This is a genomic window from Vibrio sp. CK2-1, from assembly GCF_021726515.1.
Taxonomy (GTDB): domain Bacteria; phylum Pseudomonadota; class Gammaproteobacteria; order Enterobacterales; family Vibrionaceae; genus Vibrio.
In genome coordinates, this window is the sequence record NZ_JAKKCJ010000001.1 from 596,524 (window position 1) to 611,396 (window position 14,873).

At 43.1% G+C, this 14,873-nt stretch carries 13 protein-coding genes; 7 read left to right on the forward strand and 6 right to left on the reverse strand.

The features are described 5' to 3' along the window. Nucleotides 1–2 precede the first annotated feature (2 nt). From L3V25_RS02570 to L3V25_RS02580, 3 genes are all read right to left on the reverse strand, one after another. Nucleotides 3–3,119: a DUF748 domain-containing protein gene (locus L3V25_RS02570; protein WP_237293932.1), complete on the reverse strand. Its 3,117-nt coding sequence runs from the start codon at nt 3,117–3,119 to the stop codon at nt 3–5. 211 nt (nt 3,120–3,330) lie between these two features. After that, nucleotides 3,331–3,846 (reverse strand): ferredoxin-type protein NapF, encoded by a 516-nt coding sequence (gene napF, locus L3V25_RS02575; protein WP_237293933.1) that lies wholly within the window; start codon nt 3,844–3,846, stop codon nt 3,331–3,333. A gap of 4 nt (nt 3,847–3,850) precedes the next feature. Further along, complete coding sequence (locus L3V25_RS02580) at nt 3,851–4,486, reverse strand: molecular chaperone TorD family protein (RefSeq protein ID WP_237293934.1); 636 nt, start codon at nt 4,484–4,486, stop codon at nt 3,851–3,853. Between the two features lie 145 nt (nt 4,487–4,631). Here L3V25_RS02580 and L3V25_RS02585 point away from each other — a divergent pair, with 145 nt between their 5' ends. From L3V25_RS02585 to L3V25_RS02605, 5 genes are all read left to right on the forward strand, one after another. Further along, the gene (locus L3V25_RS02585; protein ID WP_237293935.1) at nt 4,632–7,103 is read left to right on the forward strand and encodes a DmsA/YnfE/YnfF family dimethyl sulfoxide reductase; all 2,472 of its coding nucleotides are present in this window, start codon (nt 4,632–4,634) and stop codon (nt 7,101–7,103) included. Continuing rightward, complete coding sequence (locus L3V25_RS02590; protein WP_237293936.1) at nt 7,100–7,765, forward strand: DMSO/selenate family reductase complex B subunit; 666 nt, start codon at nt 7,100–7,102, stop codon at nt 7,763–7,765. Before L3V25_RS02585 ends, L3V25_RS02590 begins: the two co-directional genes overlap by 4 nt. Further along, the gene (locus L3V25_RS02595; protein WP_237293937.1) at nt 7,765–8,613 is read left to right on the forward strand and encodes a DmsC/YnfH family molybdoenzyme membrane anchor subunit; all 849 of its coding nucleotides are present in this window, start codon (nt 7,765–7,767) and stop codon (nt 8,611–8,613) included. The genes L3V25_RS02590 and L3V25_RS02595 overlap by 1 nt, the downstream gene beginning before the upstream one ends. A 220-nt stretch (nt 8,614–8,833) precedes the next feature. Then, nucleotides 8,834–9,688: a GGDEF domain-containing protein gene (locus L3V25_RS02600; RefSeq protein ID WP_237293938.1), complete on the forward strand. Its 855-nt coding sequence runs from the start codon at nt 8,834–8,836 to the stop codon at nt 9,686–9,688. A 269-nt stretch (nt 9,689–9,957) separates the two neighbouring features. Beyond that, nucleotides 9,958–10,284: a DUF4198 domain-containing protein gene (locus L3V25_RS02605; protein WP_237293939.1), complete on the forward strand. Its 327-nt coding sequence runs from the start codon at nt 9,958–9,960 to the stop codon at nt 10,282–10,284. 141 nt (nt 10,285–10,425) lie between these two features. Here the strand turns inward: L3V25_RS02605 and nhaC are convergent, their stop codons facing one another. Beyond that, on the reverse strand, nt 10,426–11,862 hold the full coding sequence (nhaC, locus tag L3V25_RS02610) for a Na+/H+ antiporter NhaC (protein WP_237293940.1): 1,437 nt from the start codon (nt 11,860–11,862) through the stop codon (nt 10,426–10,428). 328 nt (nt 11,863–12,190) lie between these two features. Between nhaC and L3V25_RS02615 the strand changes: the two genes are divergently transcribed. After that, nucleotides 12,191–13,102 (forward strand): DUF808 domain-containing protein, encoded by a 912-nt coding sequence (locus L3V25_RS02615; RefSeq protein WP_237293941.1) that lies wholly within the window; start codon nt 12,191–12,193, stop codon nt 13,100–13,102. 86 nt (nt 13,103–13,188) lie between these two features. Further along, complete coding sequence (locus tag L3V25_RS02620; protein ID WP_237293942.1) at nt 13,189–14,034, forward strand: hypothetical protein; 846 nt, start codon at nt 13,189–13,191, stop codon at nt 14,032–14,034. Nucleotides 14,035–14,097: 63 nt separating this feature from the next. On the opposite strand, the gene L3V25_RS02625 is transcribed toward L3V25_RS02620, so the two are convergent. Continuing rightward, nucleotides 14,098–14,460: a glutathione S-transferase N-terminal domain-containing protein gene (locus L3V25_RS02625; RefSeq protein ID WP_027694973.1), complete on the reverse strand. Its 363-nt coding sequence runs from the start codon at nt 14,458–14,460 to the stop codon at nt 14,098–14,100. Between the two features lie 144 nt (nt 14,461–14,604). Further along, nucleotides 14,605–14,865 (reverse strand): glutathione S-transferase N-terminal domain-containing protein, encoded by a 261-nt coding sequence (locus L3V25_RS02630; RefSeq protein WP_237293943.1) that lies wholly within the window; start codon nt 14,863–14,865, stop codon nt 14,605–14,607. Nucleotides 14,866–14,873 lie beyond the last annotated feature (8 nt).

Sequence of the window (14,873 nt, forward strand, 5' to 3'; positions counted from 1 at the left end):
AATCAACTACCATCTAAAGATAACTCAGCAGAGCGATCTTCGGTTTTCAGTTTGGTCTTACTGTCTAGAATGAAGACACGAGCCGGTTCAATTTGCTGAACATCGACTAAGTAGGCTTTGATTGCGCGCGCGCGTTCTACAGCGAGACTACCGAGTTCATCATGGTTAACGTCTTGTACTTCAACCAATTGGTTATACATACTAGCATTGAGAGCTTGCTCTAGAACGTCATCGTCAATGTCTTGTTTGCCCGTTTCTGCTTTTAATTGCTCTTCTACTTTATCTTCTTCAGTACCAATACGGATATTGAATTGGGCTTTAAAGAGATCTTCTAAAGCGTCGGATAAATCACTATCAGCAGGGAAGTTGTCGGCAGTTAAACCTTCAGGAATCGCATCATCACCACTTTCTTTAAGTAGTAAGGTTTGAAGTTTTTGCTCGGCAATTGCTCTGGTATCTTCTGCTTCTTGAACTGAACCTACAATGCTGAGTTGTAGTTTTGGTCTTTCTTGTAGTGCCTTAGCAACGATATCCAATTTGCCTTGTTCTTCTTCGGTGATCGTAGCGGCACCAGCATCAAAGATAATGTGGTTTAGCTCTTCATCACTGCCCGCAATACCTGCAATCATCGAGAACGGTGAGGTCACGGCTTTAGTAATAATGTTAGCAAATGCACCCCATAGCACACTACCAAAACTAAAGTCGGGATCGTTGACATCACCGGTCACTTGAACGCCTAAATCAATCACGCCATTGCGATCTTGTAGTAGTGCAATCGCAAGTGATAACGGTAGGCCAGTGGCGAGATCCGAATCACTTGGCTCGCCCAGTTTTAGCTGATCAATCACTACGTGATTTTCACCAATTAAGTGGTTGTTTTCCAATTGGTATTTTAGTGCCAGAGACAGCTGACCTTTGTCGATGTAATAACCGGCATAGGTGCCTGAGTATGGGTTTACCGAAGTCAATTCCACACTCTTAAAGATTAAATCTAAGTCCAAATACGGGTTTTTAATCAATGGGTTAATATCACCTTTTAAGGTAACCGGTGCGTATTTATTGATTTTACCGTTTAAGTCCACGCTTGCTTTGGTACCCGGTGTAGATGAGAGGTGTTTAATCGAACCATTAAGTGATTCAATGCCAGAGGCGAAGCTTGGCGTTAATGAATAATCGGCAAAGTAAGCGGAACCATTGCTGATGTTAATGCTGCCGACATCCACAGAGTAGGGCTTGCTGTTTTGGCTGCTTGATGTGCCTTGTGATGCCGAAGCAGGTTGAGGTTTGACTAAGCTGCCAATATTGGTGCGCTGTTGTTTATCGATCAAGACTTTGCTGTAAAGAGAGTTAAAGTTAATCGAATTGATTTTGATGCTCTTTTGTCCAAGATCGAAACGTAGGTTATTCACCGCCATATTCGACCATTTGATCAGCGGTTGATATTCCAATTTATCACGCACTAACAAGCTTGTTATATTCGCTTGTCCGGCGTAGGTTGCATGGCCTTGAGTATCGGCGCTGAATTGACCTTTGGTGGACAACTTACCATCTTGTAAGCGCACATTAAGGTATGGGTCGATATAAGCTTGGAATTGGCTTAGTTCTAGTTGATCTAGGTTGATATCACCATTAAAGGTAAGATCTTTGGCATTAATTTTACCTTGGCTAGAGAAACTGCCACGGGTGTGATCGAGTGGGCTTTTCACCCATGAGTTCACTTCTAAATCAACATCGTAATCAATTGGCTGCGATAAATCGCTGATGATGTTATTAGCTTCAATATTGAAAGGGTTGATGCGCCAATGTACGCCACTGCTGACCATTTTCTCGTTGATATTAATATCGTTATTGATCATGGCGAATTTGTGTAAACGTACAATCCAAGCCGTGTCATTTTGAGTAGGTTGCTTGCTGACGGTTACGCTAGGTTGCACGACTTCTTCTGATTCTACAGGCTTGCTTTTATCCGTATCGGCGGCTTTCACACTTACGGTCGGTTTTGGCGCTTCTTGTTTTGGTGTAAATAAGCGTTGTAGGTCGAGTCCTTGCTTGTCGAATAACGCATCAATCCACAATCCATCAAGGGTCAGTGAGCCAATATCAACCGCATGGTCTTTATTGGTAAGAGCGATAGCATCTAACGTTAAGCTAGGTAGTTTAATTTTGTCTTTTTCACCGTCAGTAAAATTAAGGTCTAGTAGTTCAAAGCGACCTTTGCTGGTGGAGTAGTCAAAACGCGTAGGTTCATTTTTAGCTTGGAATTCAGTTGAGAAGTTGAATTTACCGTTAGTCAGTTTGGCATCCAGTTGCTTTTCGGCAAATGGCCAGAAGTTCGATAAGGTAATATTGTTCATGCCCAATTTGCCTTCGATAGCAAAAGGTTCAAATTGGAACTTACCTTCTAGATCTAACGAGCCGTTATCTGCCCCCGTTACATTGATAGCGAAATGGTTTTCTTGGCTTGAATCGGATGATTGGCTTTCGTTACTTTTCACAATCGTTTCGGCTTGAGAATCCAATTGTGGCAAACGAATATTTAAGCCCTGGTATTTTAAATGTGCGCCAGTTGGGTTATCGATAAAATCGAATTGGCCATTGGTTAGTTGAATATCACGCGCGTGAAACGGAGGAAGGCCAGAAGAAGGCTCATCTGTTTCTTTGGTTTCTTCGGTTGGTTTTGAAGCGTTCGCAACAGACTCAATAATATCGGTAAAGTTGAAGTTACCAAGGTTATCGACACGCACCATCTTCACATCAGGTTGTTGCAAGTAAAGGTGATCTAAGCTGGGAGTGAAATGCAGCACACTACGCCAGAAACCAATTTGTAGATCTAAGCGCTCAAAGCTGACAAAAGATTGGCTGTCATCCGCTTCTTTAATTTCAAAACCATCGACTCTAAAGCGCAATAAAAATGGATTGATACGGACTTTCTCAATATTCACTTGTCTGCCAAGTAGTTCAGAAAGTGTGGTTGGAACTTGTGATTGAACCACAGCAGGAACAATTAACCCTAAGATCAGAGCGTAAGTCGCATAAGCTGCGCCTAAATAAGACGTAATTCGAATAGAACGAGGGGCTTGTTTAAAGCGAGAACAAGCGGTTTTGACTTTGCTGAGCATACGGGGTGTGTATCCTATTACGATTCAATTTCAAAGGGCAGGCATCAAGCTACAAAATGTATTTTCAAATGCCTGTTTGAAGAGTGGCTATTATATCGCTCAATTGATAATAGCAAAGGTGTATTTGCAGGTTTTTTCTTAATTGAATGTCAGGTTTTTGTTACACCGGTAGGTTTAATGACAGCGCCAGATTAATTGTGTTTGTGTACGGTTAGTTCAGTTGAATCGCACCAATAAAACAGTCGCTTTTACAGATGCCGCAACCTGTGCATTTACTAGCATCGATGGTTGGGATCTGGCTGTCTTTCCACTCTAGTGCTTGGCTTGGGCAAGATTGGGCGCAAGAATCGCAATAGCCATAAAGATTGATACAGGTTTCAGACGCTTTGGCTCGCAGTCCGGTATCTTGCTGTTTATTGGATAAAGCAATCGTCGGGCAAGCGGCTTGGCATTTGCCACACAAGGTGCAATGAGAATATTCGACATCTAACGTTGGAAAGCCGTTTTGCATACGAATAACCGATTCAGGGCAAACCTTTTCACATTCTCCGCATTGGTTGCACAAACGAGTAAAAATATCTTCATCAACCGCATTCGGCGGACGCGGCACAGTGCGCTGTACCTTTTCTTCTACTTGTACCGCTTGATAGCTGCGTTTCGCCATGCCAGTAAATAAGGCACGGCGGCTTGGTTGCGGTTCTTGTGTTTTGTTCTTACGTTCAGTCATTGGCTTATTGTTGCGCAATCTTAAAGTAAATCTGTCTTGGCTTAACGGCTAGGTTAAACGCCGTTTGTAGATCATTGAATAAGGTTTGCGTCAGCGCGATGGCTTGTGCGTAAGCGGGCTCAGAAATCAATGGGGCAACTTGTCGCAAGTAATGCGGCGCCCAAGGCAGTAAGTGATGACTTAATAGCTCTTCTAGTGCGGCTGATGCTTCATCTGCGGTTTGATTTTCAAGTAATGCGCCCAGCGTCATTAGCATTAGGCCAATGTGGTCGAGCGGATCATTGTTGTGCGTTTCAAACTCAAAACCTTGCTGCACTAAAAACTGCTTATATTCAGAAGTTGATTCACCAAACAGCACACACTCACGATCTAAATACACTGAACCCCAAGGTGGCACTGGCATATCGCCAATACCTGAGAAAAATTCATCGTGAGCCATATTCAAGGTATCGATATCGGTACGGTTAAATTGATCAAGCACGCTTTGAAACGTTTTAATCAGAGCGCTGCTTTCTTGTGATTCAACTTGTAAAGTTAAGACTCGATCGAGGCCGTTGTCGCTAAATTCACTTGGTCGGAAATAGATTAACGCGCCAAGAATTTTAGTGATTAATGCTGATTCTGTGTAAAAACTCGTCATTTTAAAGTGTGCTCTAGGTCTCATTCTAAGTGGCACGTAATATACGGTGAATAGAGTCGATAGACTTTGATTTAGAACAAAGTACCTCTATAGGGGTAAGTCCATAATCGCGGCCATCACTCGAAGTATAAAATGAGGAAAAGTCGTGTCAGTTAATAATAAACAGACAAATAAGAACGACGCATTTGCAGTCACACGTCGTGGCTTTGTAAAAGGTAGTGCCACGTTAGGTGCCTTAGCAACTGTGGCTAGTGGCTTAACATTACCGTTTAGCAAGAAAGCGCTTGCGATTGAAACTCCAGCGAAACCAGATGAAAAGATCGTATGGTCGGCATGTACCGTAAACTGCGGTAGCCGTTGTCCATTACGTATGCATGTGGTTGATGGTGAAATTAAGTGGGTTGAAACTGACAACACTGGCTTAGATGAGTTTAACAATACTCACCAAGTGCGTGCGTGTTTGCGTGGTCGCTCTATGCGTCGCCGCGTATATAACCCTGATCGCTTAAAATACCCTCTAAAACGTGTTGGTAAACGTGGCGAAGGTAAATTCAAACGCATCAGCTGGGATGAAGCGCTAGATACAATTGCAGCAAGTCTGGATGACACGATTAAAAATTATGGCAATGATGCCGTTTATCTTAACTACGGTACAGGTACGCTTGGTGGTACAGTTACCAAAAGTTGGGATCCAAGCTCAACACTGATTGCACGCTTAATGAATCTAAAAGGTGGTTACCTAAACCACTATGGTGACTATTCAGCAGCAGCCATCGAATGTATGACGGATTTCTTCTACGGCGGTTGGGTTGCTAACAACAGCATGGATGATATTCAAAATGCTGATCTTGCTATCTTCTTTGGTAATAACCCAGCTGAGACACGTATGTCTGGTGGTGGCCAAACGCATAACTATGTAGAAGGTCAGCAAAAGAACCGTACTCGCACTATTATTATCGATCCTCGTTACACCGATACTGCTGGTGGCCGTGAAGACCAATGGGTTCCATTACGTCACGGTACCGATGCCGCATTATGTGCAGCGATTGCGCACGTACTGATCTCAGAAGATAAAGTCGATCAAGCATTCTTAGACACTTACTGTGTTGGTTATGATGCGAAAACTCTACCTGCATCAGCACCAAAAAATGGTAGCTATAAAGATTACATCCTAGGTAACGGCAACGATAAAACGCCTAAGACGCCTGAGTGGGCAGCACCAATTACCGGTGTACCGGCAGAAGACATCATCAAACTGGCGCGTGAAATTGGTAATGCAGATCGCATCTACATCACCCAAGGTTGGGGCTTACAACGTTCTGCAAGCGGTGAGCAAGCATGTAAAGCGATCGGTATGCTTTCACTACTTCGTGGCCAAGTTGGTCTACAAGGTGGTGGTACTGGTATGCGTGAAGGCGACCATAGCTACCCATTCCAACGTTTCCCGAAAGTGCCAAACCCAGTAAAAGCCTCTATCCCAATGTTCTTATGGACGGATGCAATTTACCGTGCTCACGAAATGACCGACAAAACGGACGGTATTCGTGGTGTTGAGCGTCTGCAAAACCCAATCAAATTTATCTGGAACTATGCAGGTAACTGTTTGATTAACCAACACTCAGACATCAACCGTACTCATAAAATCCTGCAAGATGAGAAAGCGTGTGAAATGATCGTTGTGATCGATAACCACATGACGTCATCTGCAAAATATGCTGATATCGTACTGCCAGACTGTACCACTTCTGAGCAATCGGATTTCTGTATGGATGGCGCGGCAGGTTCAATGCCTTACTTCATCTTTGCAAGCCAAGCGATCAAACCGCGTTTTGAGTGTCGTCCAATCTACGACATGATGGCGGATTTATCGAAGCGTTTAGGCGTAGAAAAAGAATTCACCGAAGGCCGTACTCAAGAAGAATGGCTACAGTGGATGTACGCACAAACGGTGAAGCAAAATAACGATGCGGATCTACCTGACTACGACACAATGCGTAAGCAAGGTATCTACAAAAAACAACATGATCGTCCTTATGTTGAGCTTGAAGACTTCCGTAAAGATCCAATTGCTAACCCATTACCGTCACCATCGGGCAAAATTGAAATCTACTCTGAGCAGCTAGCAAACATCGCAGCGACTTGGGAGCTAGATGAAGATGAGCACATTACGCCGATCCCTGAATACCACCCAACGTTTGATGGCTGGGATTCACCGAAGCGTGAACAATTCCCACTGCAAATGACTGGCTTCCACTACAAAGCTCGCGCTCACTCAACTTACGGCAACGTAGAATTATTGAAAGCGGCGGCGCCACAAGAGATCTGGATTAACCCAATTGATGCAGAGCCTCGTGGCATCAAAAACGGCGATCTAGTTCAAGTAGAAAGTGAATTCGGTAAGTTGCAAGTGTGCGCCAAAGTGACACCACGCATCATCCCTCATACGACTGCGCTTGGTGAAGGTGCTTGGTATGCGCCAAACCGTGAAGGTACTGACATGAATGGTTCAATCAACGTATTGACTACCGCTCGTCCAACTCCACTGGCGAAAGCGAATCCATCGCACACTAACTTAGTTGAAATTAAACTACTGAAAAGCATGGGAGTTAAGGCATGAGCGTAACGACTTCAACGGCGGCTAACAGCCCAATAAACGTAAAAAAACAGTACGGCTTCTACATTGATTCAAGCAAATGTACTGGCTGTAAAACTTGTCAGCTTTCATGCAAAGACAACAAAGACTTAGACGTTAAACGTAACTTCCGTCGTATTTACGAATACGTAGGCGGTAACTGGTCTGAAAATAACGGTGTTTACCGTCAAGACGTATACGCATACTACCTATCGATTGCGTGTAACCATTGTTCAAACCCAGCTTGTACTAAGGTTTGTCCATCTGGCGCAATGCATAAGCGTGAAGAAGATGGTCTAGTGGTGGTAAACGAAGAAGTATGTATTGGTTGTAAATACTGTCACATGGCTTGCCCTTACGGCGCACCACAATACAGCGAAGAAAAAGGTCACATGACGAAGTGTGATGGTTGCCATGAGCGTGTTGCAGAAGGCTTAATGCCAGTGTGTGTGGATTCATGCCCACTCCGTGCGATTGAGTTTGGTCCAATTGATGAGCTACGCGCTAAATACGGTAATAACGCAGATTGTGCACCATTACCGGATTCTCGCTTAACCAGTCCAAACCTTATCGTGAAGTTAAACCCGAATGCGAGACCATTAGGGGATACTTCAGGCTTCTTACAAAATCCGAAGGAGGTGATCTAATGCACTTTTTAGAACTCCCTTTAGTTATCTTTACCGTATTAGCGCAATGTGCAGTGGGTGCTTATTTGCTAATTAGCACCCGCTTAATGTGTGTGACTGGTGAAGAAGAAAGTAAGAATCTAGCGATTAAAGCTTTGTTCTTTGTGTTGGGCTTTATGGCGATTGGTTTTGCTGCATCGACTTTGCACTTAGGTTCACCGTTCCGCGCGTTTAACTCGTTTAACCGCGTTGGCGCATCAGGGCTATCGAATGAGATCCTAACTGGCTCAATCTTCTTTGCCATTGCTGGTATTTACTGGTTAACCGAAGTGTTGAATCTTGGTACTCGTTCACTACGTACCGGTTTACGTCACTTAGGTTCGCTAGCGGGTGTGGTTTTCATGGCAGCGATGATCAAAGTGTATTTGATCAATACTGTGCCGTTATGGGATAGCATCTACACGCCAATCGAGTTCACTTTTACCGTGATCACCGCTGGTCTATTGTTTGGTTATGTTTTGTTGAATGCCTTTGATGTGCGTTCAGTCAAATCAAACAAAATCATTGCTGGCGTAGGCGTACTGTTGATTGCTGTGCACTTTGTAGTGATGATTTCTCGCGTGTTGGATTTCTCAACGGTTGTGACATCTGTTCACCAAGGCACAACGGTATTAACTGAATACTCAAGCATGATCATGACGCAATGCGTATTGATGTTAATTGCAGCGGTATTGTGGTCAGTATCGGCTCACCAAGAAAACAACAAAGTTCGCTTTTATAGCTTACTGGCTTTAGTTGCGTTAATTGGCGCAGAAATCTTTGGCCGTGGCGTGTTCTACGGAATGCACTTTACCTTTGGTTTGATTTAATCAACAATCGCCCAAAGTAAAATATAAAACTCAAACCCCTGAAGCTGAAAAGTTTCAGGGGTTTTTTAATATATCCAATAAGGTTGCAGTTCGGAGTTGAATTCGGGGGTATCATTATCTTACAAGCCGGAGGTATTGTTCGGCTGCACTTTAGAGAGACTTGAGTATATACTGAGTCTATTATTAACAATGATTTATAAGCTTATCTAACGAGGTTGTTATGCCAGGAACGCCTTCAACGCCTGAAGTTTTTGAACAATTGATTGACTCTGCACCTTTGCTATTTTTCTCTGTGGGTCGTGATTTGACCTATAGCTACATCAATCCATTTTTTGCTGAAGTGCATAATATCGATCAACAACAGGCGGTTGGTATGCACATGTCTGAAGTGATTGGCGATGAAGGCTTTAATAATAACCTGCCGCACTATAAGAAAGTCTTGCAAGGGGAAAGCATTAAATATGATTCTTTCTTTCTCAAGGCAGATGGCAACCCTCATCACTACCATGCGGTCTATAAACCATTATATGAAGATGGTGAAATTATTGGTTTTACTGGCGTTGTGGTTGATATCACCGCAGAGAAGCGACTAGAAGAGCTTTCGAACACCGATGCGCTAACTAAAGTCAATAACCGAAGAAAATATGAAACAGACTTACAAGAAGTACTAGAAAAAGGCGATACTGCAAAATGCGGCCTAGTACTACTTGATATCGACTTCTTTAAGCTGATTAACGATGAACTCGGTCACGATAAAGGTGATGATGCTTTAGTTCGTCTAAGCGCTGTATTGAAAGAAGTTGTGGCGGATTCTGGCAACATATATCGCATTGGCGGTGAAGAGTTCGTGGTTATTTTAGATAACGTGATCGACAAATCGAACCTAGAGCAGCGTACCGAAACCATTCGCCAAGCAGTAGAAAGCTATAACATTCTTGATGATCGTAAAGTCACCGTTAGTATCGGTGCTTCTGTGATTGTCAGTGGTGATGAAAAACGTGGCCTAGTAAAACGAGTCGATGAGGCGCTGTATAAAGCCAAAGAAAGTGGGCGTAATTGCTCTCACTTCGTTTAGGTCAGTTAATAGACTGTCAAAAATTTAGGTTCAAAGTTAGGGCGCTGAAAGAAATTTGAGCGCCCTAATTTTATATTAAGAAGCGCTATTTTCTGCAAACCGAGACTAGGTAAGGGCTGTAGAAGCATCAAAAAATAGTTCACCTTTTCTTGTTCAAGTTTTTCGATGATCTAGTGCAGGTTCATGCAATTTATTGTGATGAAAATCACGCTATTATTAGTTTCGTAAATGAGTTCAATACAGAATTTGTTTTAAGAAAGGAGCTAATTATGAAATTGTTATCGACAACACTGCTTGCGACTTCTTTAGTACTGAGTTCAGCAGCAATGGCTTCTACTTCAAACGGAATGACGCTTAGTGTGAGTTCCCTCACTGGCGATCAAGCGGTAGTTAAGGTGACCCAGGATGGTGAACCGCTAGCAAACTACCCAGTAGAAATTAAAGGTTTTGGCGCGAAACAAGCAATGACCGATAAGAATGGTGTGCTTGTGGTGAGCAATGTAGCCGGATCCGGTATGAATTATGTTTTCACTGTTCAAGATCAGCAAGGGAACAAAATTTCAGAAGATGCGTTTTTAGCGAATAAACGTCGTTAATACGGTCTTGATAAATCAATGACTTGGTAAGTTAATGAAAAGTCACTGCGATAAAAATGCCGCTAACTTTCTTTTGGAGAAATTAGCGGCATTGTTGTTTTTATAGCTTGAAGCTACTTGGGTATAGATATTTAACCTAGATTAAGACGCTGTTTGCTGTTTTAGCTCAACCGTTTCTTCTTGCTCTGCTTGTGCAACTGGCTCGCATTTATCGACGAACCAACCCATGTAAGAACATAGAATTGTCACGAAGATACAAATAAAGCTTAGCCACATGAAAGGCGCATAAGAGAGTGTCGCCACACCTAAAATGCTCGCCATGTAGATGCCGTTATCACTCCACGGCACCATACCTGAAGTTAACGTGCCACCAAACTCAGCATTTCGAGAAAGGTTCTTACGTTGGTAGCCTAAGCGGTCGTAGTTTTTGGCACAAATCTTCGGCGTTAGAATCAAAGACACATACATCGCCGAGCCAAATACGTTACCCATAAAGGCGGTTGCAATAGTGCTTGAAGCGAGAGAGCCGGCGCTTTGAATACGCTTTTCGAACAATTTGGCTACTGTTTCTAATAGACCTACCTTATCAAGCAGTCCACCAAAACCTAGACCAAATACAATTACCGCCACCGAACCTAGCATCGAAGACATGCCGCCGCGGTTTAAGATCGCATCAATGAAATCAACGCCAGAGCTAATGCTGTAAGGTGCCCATGCCGTATTGAATGCGGTTAAGAAATCAATATCTTGCACATACACGGCCCACACGATACCTAGTAGGGAGCCAAAGCTAATCACTGGGAATGAAGGCATACGCATCGCCAGTAAGCCAAGAACAATAATTACCGGTACAAAGGAAAGTGGGGTAATAGTAAATTGTTGCTCCATAGCCGTGATTACGCCTTGAACTTGAGACATATCCACTTTGCCCGCGTAGTGAAAACCAAATGCGGTAAACAATACACCCGTAATGATATAGCTGATTAAAGCAATCGGTAGCATGCCCTTGATGTGTTCCATGACTTCTACATTCGACATAGAAGACGCCAAGATCACAGAATCAGACAGCGGCGACATTTTGTCACCAAAGTAACAGCCAGAAAGTACCGCACCAGCCGTAATAGGAGCAGGAACCCCTAGGCCTTGTCCGATACCCATCATCGCAATACCCGCGGTACCTGCTGAGCCCCAAGAGGTACCCGTAGCAAGAGCGGTTAATGAACAGATGATCATGGTCGCTAAAAGGAAAATAGAAGGGTGGATTGCTTTCAGACCATAATAAATAATGGTTGGAACGATACCGCCAGAGATCCAAGTACCGACAAGCGCGCCCACGGCCAGTAAGATCAACACGGCACCTAAACCATTTGAAATTCCGTCTAAAGCGGCTTTTTCTAAATCTTTGTATTTATGGCCAAGATAGATACCTAAACCGATGATGATAAACCAACCGATATAAAGCGCTAGCTGGATAGGAAGGTTGAATTTAGCAGTAAAAGAGAATGCCAGTAATAAGAACAGTCCTAGAGAAATAAAGACTTGTGTCAAACTGGGTAAGCGCGTTGGCTGATACGTCATTGTCGCCTCTAATTAATGTTATACATTCGGAATGGTAGATTCCTACCGGCGGTCTCAAAAAGACGCCGGTAATTTTAAAGGCCTGCACTTTACATGAAGTTTCTGAATATATCGAAAACAACCAGTGATAATGTGATTTTAATCTGCCAAATTTAGTTTTATTGATATTTACTGTTGTTTATTTGCTCATGTTTGAAGTTTTTGTTAAGTCTATGATGTGTTTTTGTTTTTAAACAAGAGGGTGAAATGTTATTGGATTCACTGCGCTAGGCTAGGATATAGATTCAGTGGTAAAGTTCGAGTTCAAAGATTAGAGAGAAGGTACAACATGGCTGGTTTAAGTTTATTAACGTTATTAGATGATATTGCATCAGTGCTAGATGATGTCGCCGTCATGTCTAAAGTGGCGGCTAAAAAAACAGTCGGTGTACTTGGTGATGATTTAGCATTAAATGCCCAGCAAGTGACGGGCGTACGGGCAGAACGAGAGATCCCCGTGGTATGGGGCGTGGCGAAAGGCTCTTTTCGTAATAAGTTGATTTTAGTGCCATCGGCATTGATTGTGAGTGCGTTAGCGCCTTGGTTGATCATGCCGGTTTTGCTACTCGGTGGTTTATATCTTTGTTATGAAGGTGCAGAAAAAGTCCTCGAAAAGTATCTACCGCATCACCACCATTTTGAGCAAGAGAATGCAGAGGCCGTTCCACAAGACCTTGTCGCTTACGAGAAAAAGAAAATTAAAGGTGCAATCCGTACCGACTTTATTCTTTCATTAGAAATTATCGTGATTGCGTTAGGCATTGTTCAAGGACATCCACAATTGACGCAAATTGTCGTGGTGAGTTTAATTGCCTTTATTATGACGTGCGGTGTGTACGGCTTGGTGGCTGGGATTGTAAAGCTAGATGATCTAGGTTTTTACTTACAACGTAAAAGTGAAGGCCAAGGCATTATGAATTCAATTGGTAATGGCCTTGTAGCTACTGCGCCTAAGTTAATGAAAGTATTAACCGTAGTTGGAACTGTCGCGATGTTTTTAGTCGGTGGCGGTATTATCGAACATACTATTCCCGCTGTGCATCATTTGACGGATGGCATGCTCCAATCGGTCGTGAGTTTGCCAGTTATAGGTTCTGTATTGCCATTCCTTATCACCGGCGTGCTTGGATTAGCGGCTGGCGCGGTATTAGTAGGTGTGTTTACTTTACTTGGTAAGGTAAAAGAGAGCATCATAAGTTAATAGCTTCATCTGGGATTAATTCGGGTCTACAAATCGGTAAATACCAACTATCCTTACTAGATAGACTTTAGGTTTAGGAGGGCGTGATGAAAGGAGTAATTGCGCCTGATGCTAGCTACTGGAAAACGAGCTATTGGAAAGCTGCAACCTTGCTGTTGATCATAACAACACTAGGTTGCAGTACTTCGCCTTTACCACCTTCGGATACTCAAGCTACTCCTGCTCCTCAAAGCCTTCCATCTCAATCGAATGTAATGAAACCTGCATCTTTAATCTCGCCTGAAATTGAAGCAATGCAAACCGTACAACGTCATTGTCAATTACTTGATTCGACAATGGATCTTCCAATTTACTGTAACTTGAATACCCAATCAGATTCTTATCAACTTGATTTATCTTTTAATCATTATGAGAGCTCTCAACGATACTTGATCATGCTATCTCATGGGTTAATTTCCCCTTATTGTCAGGCCGTGAATTTACATGAAGTTGAGGGTAGTGTGATGATCACTATCTTTGCGACCCAAATTCAGCGCCAATACGATTGCCGAAACAAGCATTGGCAAGACTGGCAGCCAATCTCAAAGCCTACTCATTCACCATTTGTGGTGTTTTTGAATCAATGTCGTACATGGGATGAAGAACACCCTGACGCTTTCCACTGCAATGTTGACTGGTATGAATACGTGCCAATACTCGTGTTTACCTTTGCTGACATGCAGTCGGTCAGTGAGCTAAGCACCGGGCAGACCAATACCTTCATTCAATCGTTTTGCCAATCTGGTTTAAAAGAGTTCGGAGATGCTTTGTATCTACTTGAAGTGCCGAGTTTTAATTTAGCAAAAATGAAGCATTGCGGCTCAGAAACCGAAACAGAGTGGTTTGCGATTGACTCTGAAACAGGGCCAACTTCGGCGAATAATGTGATTTAGGGAAGGTTGGAAAGGGTAAACTATCAGCCGAGCAATAAACCACTCGGCTAACATCAAACTAACTTACGCTTGTGCGATCTCTTGCTCTAAATATTGGATGATGTCATTCGACTCATACATCCAGGTTACTTCACCTTCTTTTTCAATGCGTAGGCAAGGTACTTTCACGCGGCCACCACCATCGAGTAGGGTTTGACGGTGTGGTTCGGTTTTGGCATCTCTTAATTCGATATTTAAGCTATTACGTTTCATTGCGCGGCGAACTTTGACGCAAAATGGGCAGGCATCAAATTGGTAAAGTGCGAGCTGTTGAGTGCGCTCATTGATAACTTGTTGAGCTTCTGGAGTACGCTTTACGCCGCGTGGTGAAAAGATAAAGTTGAGTAATAAAATGATGCGACCAAGGATCCAGCGAATAACGGCCATGTTAGTGTCCCTTTGATGATGTTGGAGAGTGGGCGGCATAATAAAGCAAGTGTTGGATATTCAAAAGGGAATACCAAAAACTTGTGTTACAAGGCACAAAAAAAGCTGACCGGTATATCGATCAGCTTTTCAATGTTTATAAACTTACAGCGCTTTAATGTAATCAATAATCGCGTCTGATTCGTACATCCAAGTCACTTCGCCAGCTTTCTCAATGCGTAGGCATGGCACTTGTCCTTTACCGCCACCGTTGATTTGCTCTTCACGGTAGTCTGGGTTTTTGCGAGTATCACGCAATTCAAGCTCTACACCTAACTCAGCCATTGCACGACGTACTTTTTGACAAAATGGGCAAGTTTCGAAGTGGTATAACGCCAATCCTTGAGTGTTTTTCTCAGTCATCATTCTCTCCT

What these genes read in the sequence shown, in the direction of transcription:
- L3V25_RS02570 (WP_237293932.1), bottom strand. Translation starts at nt 3,119, where the DNA reads ATGCTCAGCAAAGTCAAAACCGCTTGTTCTCGCTTTAAACAAGCCCCT.
- napF (WP_237293933.1), bottom strand. Translation starts at nt 3,846, where the DNA reads ATGACTGAACGTAAGAACAAAACACAAGAACCGCAACCAAGCCGCCGT.
- L3V25_RS02580 (WP_237293934.1), bottom strand. Translation starts at nt 4,486, where the DNA reads ATGACGAGTTTTTACACAGAATCAGCATTAATCACTAAAATTCTTGGC.
- L3V25_RS02590 (WP_237293936.1), top strand. Translation starts at nt 7,100, where the DNA reads ATGAGCGTAACGACTTCAACGGCGGCTAACAGCCCAATAAACGTAAAA.
- L3V25_RS02595 (WP_237293937.1), top strand. Translation starts at nt 7,765, where the DNA reads ATGCACTTTTTAGAACTCCCTTTAGTTATCTTTACCGTATTAGCGCAA.
- L3V25_RS02600 (WP_237293938.1), top strand. Translation starts at nt 8,834, where the DNA reads ATGCCAGGAACGCCTTCAACGCCTGAAGTTTTTGAACAATTGATTGAC.
- L3V25_RS02605 (WP_237293939.1), top strand. Translation starts at nt 9,958, where the DNA reads ATGAAATTGTTATCGACAACACTGCTTGCGACTTCTTTAGTACTGAGT.
- nhaC (WP_237293940.1), bottom strand. Translation starts at nt 11,862, where the DNA reads ATGACGTATCAGCCAACGCGCTTACCCAGTTTGACACAAGTCTTTATT.
- L3V25_RS02615 (WP_237293941.1), top strand. Translation starts at nt 12,191, where the DNA reads ATGGCTGGTTTAAGTTTATTAACGTTATTAGATGATATTGCATCAGTG.
- L3V25_RS02620 (WP_237293942.1), top strand. Translation starts at nt 13,189, where the DNA reads ATGAAAGGAGTAATTGCGCCTGATGCTAGCTACTGGAAAACGAGCTAT.
- L3V25_RS02625 (WP_027694973.1), bottom strand. Translation starts at nt 14,460, where the DNA reads ATGGCCGTTATTCGCTGGATCCTTGGTCGCATCATTTTATTACTCAAC.
- L3V25_RS02630 (WP_237293943.1), bottom strand. Translation starts at nt 14,865, where the DNA reads ATGATGACTGAGAAAAACACTCAAGGATTGGCGTTATACCACTTCGAA.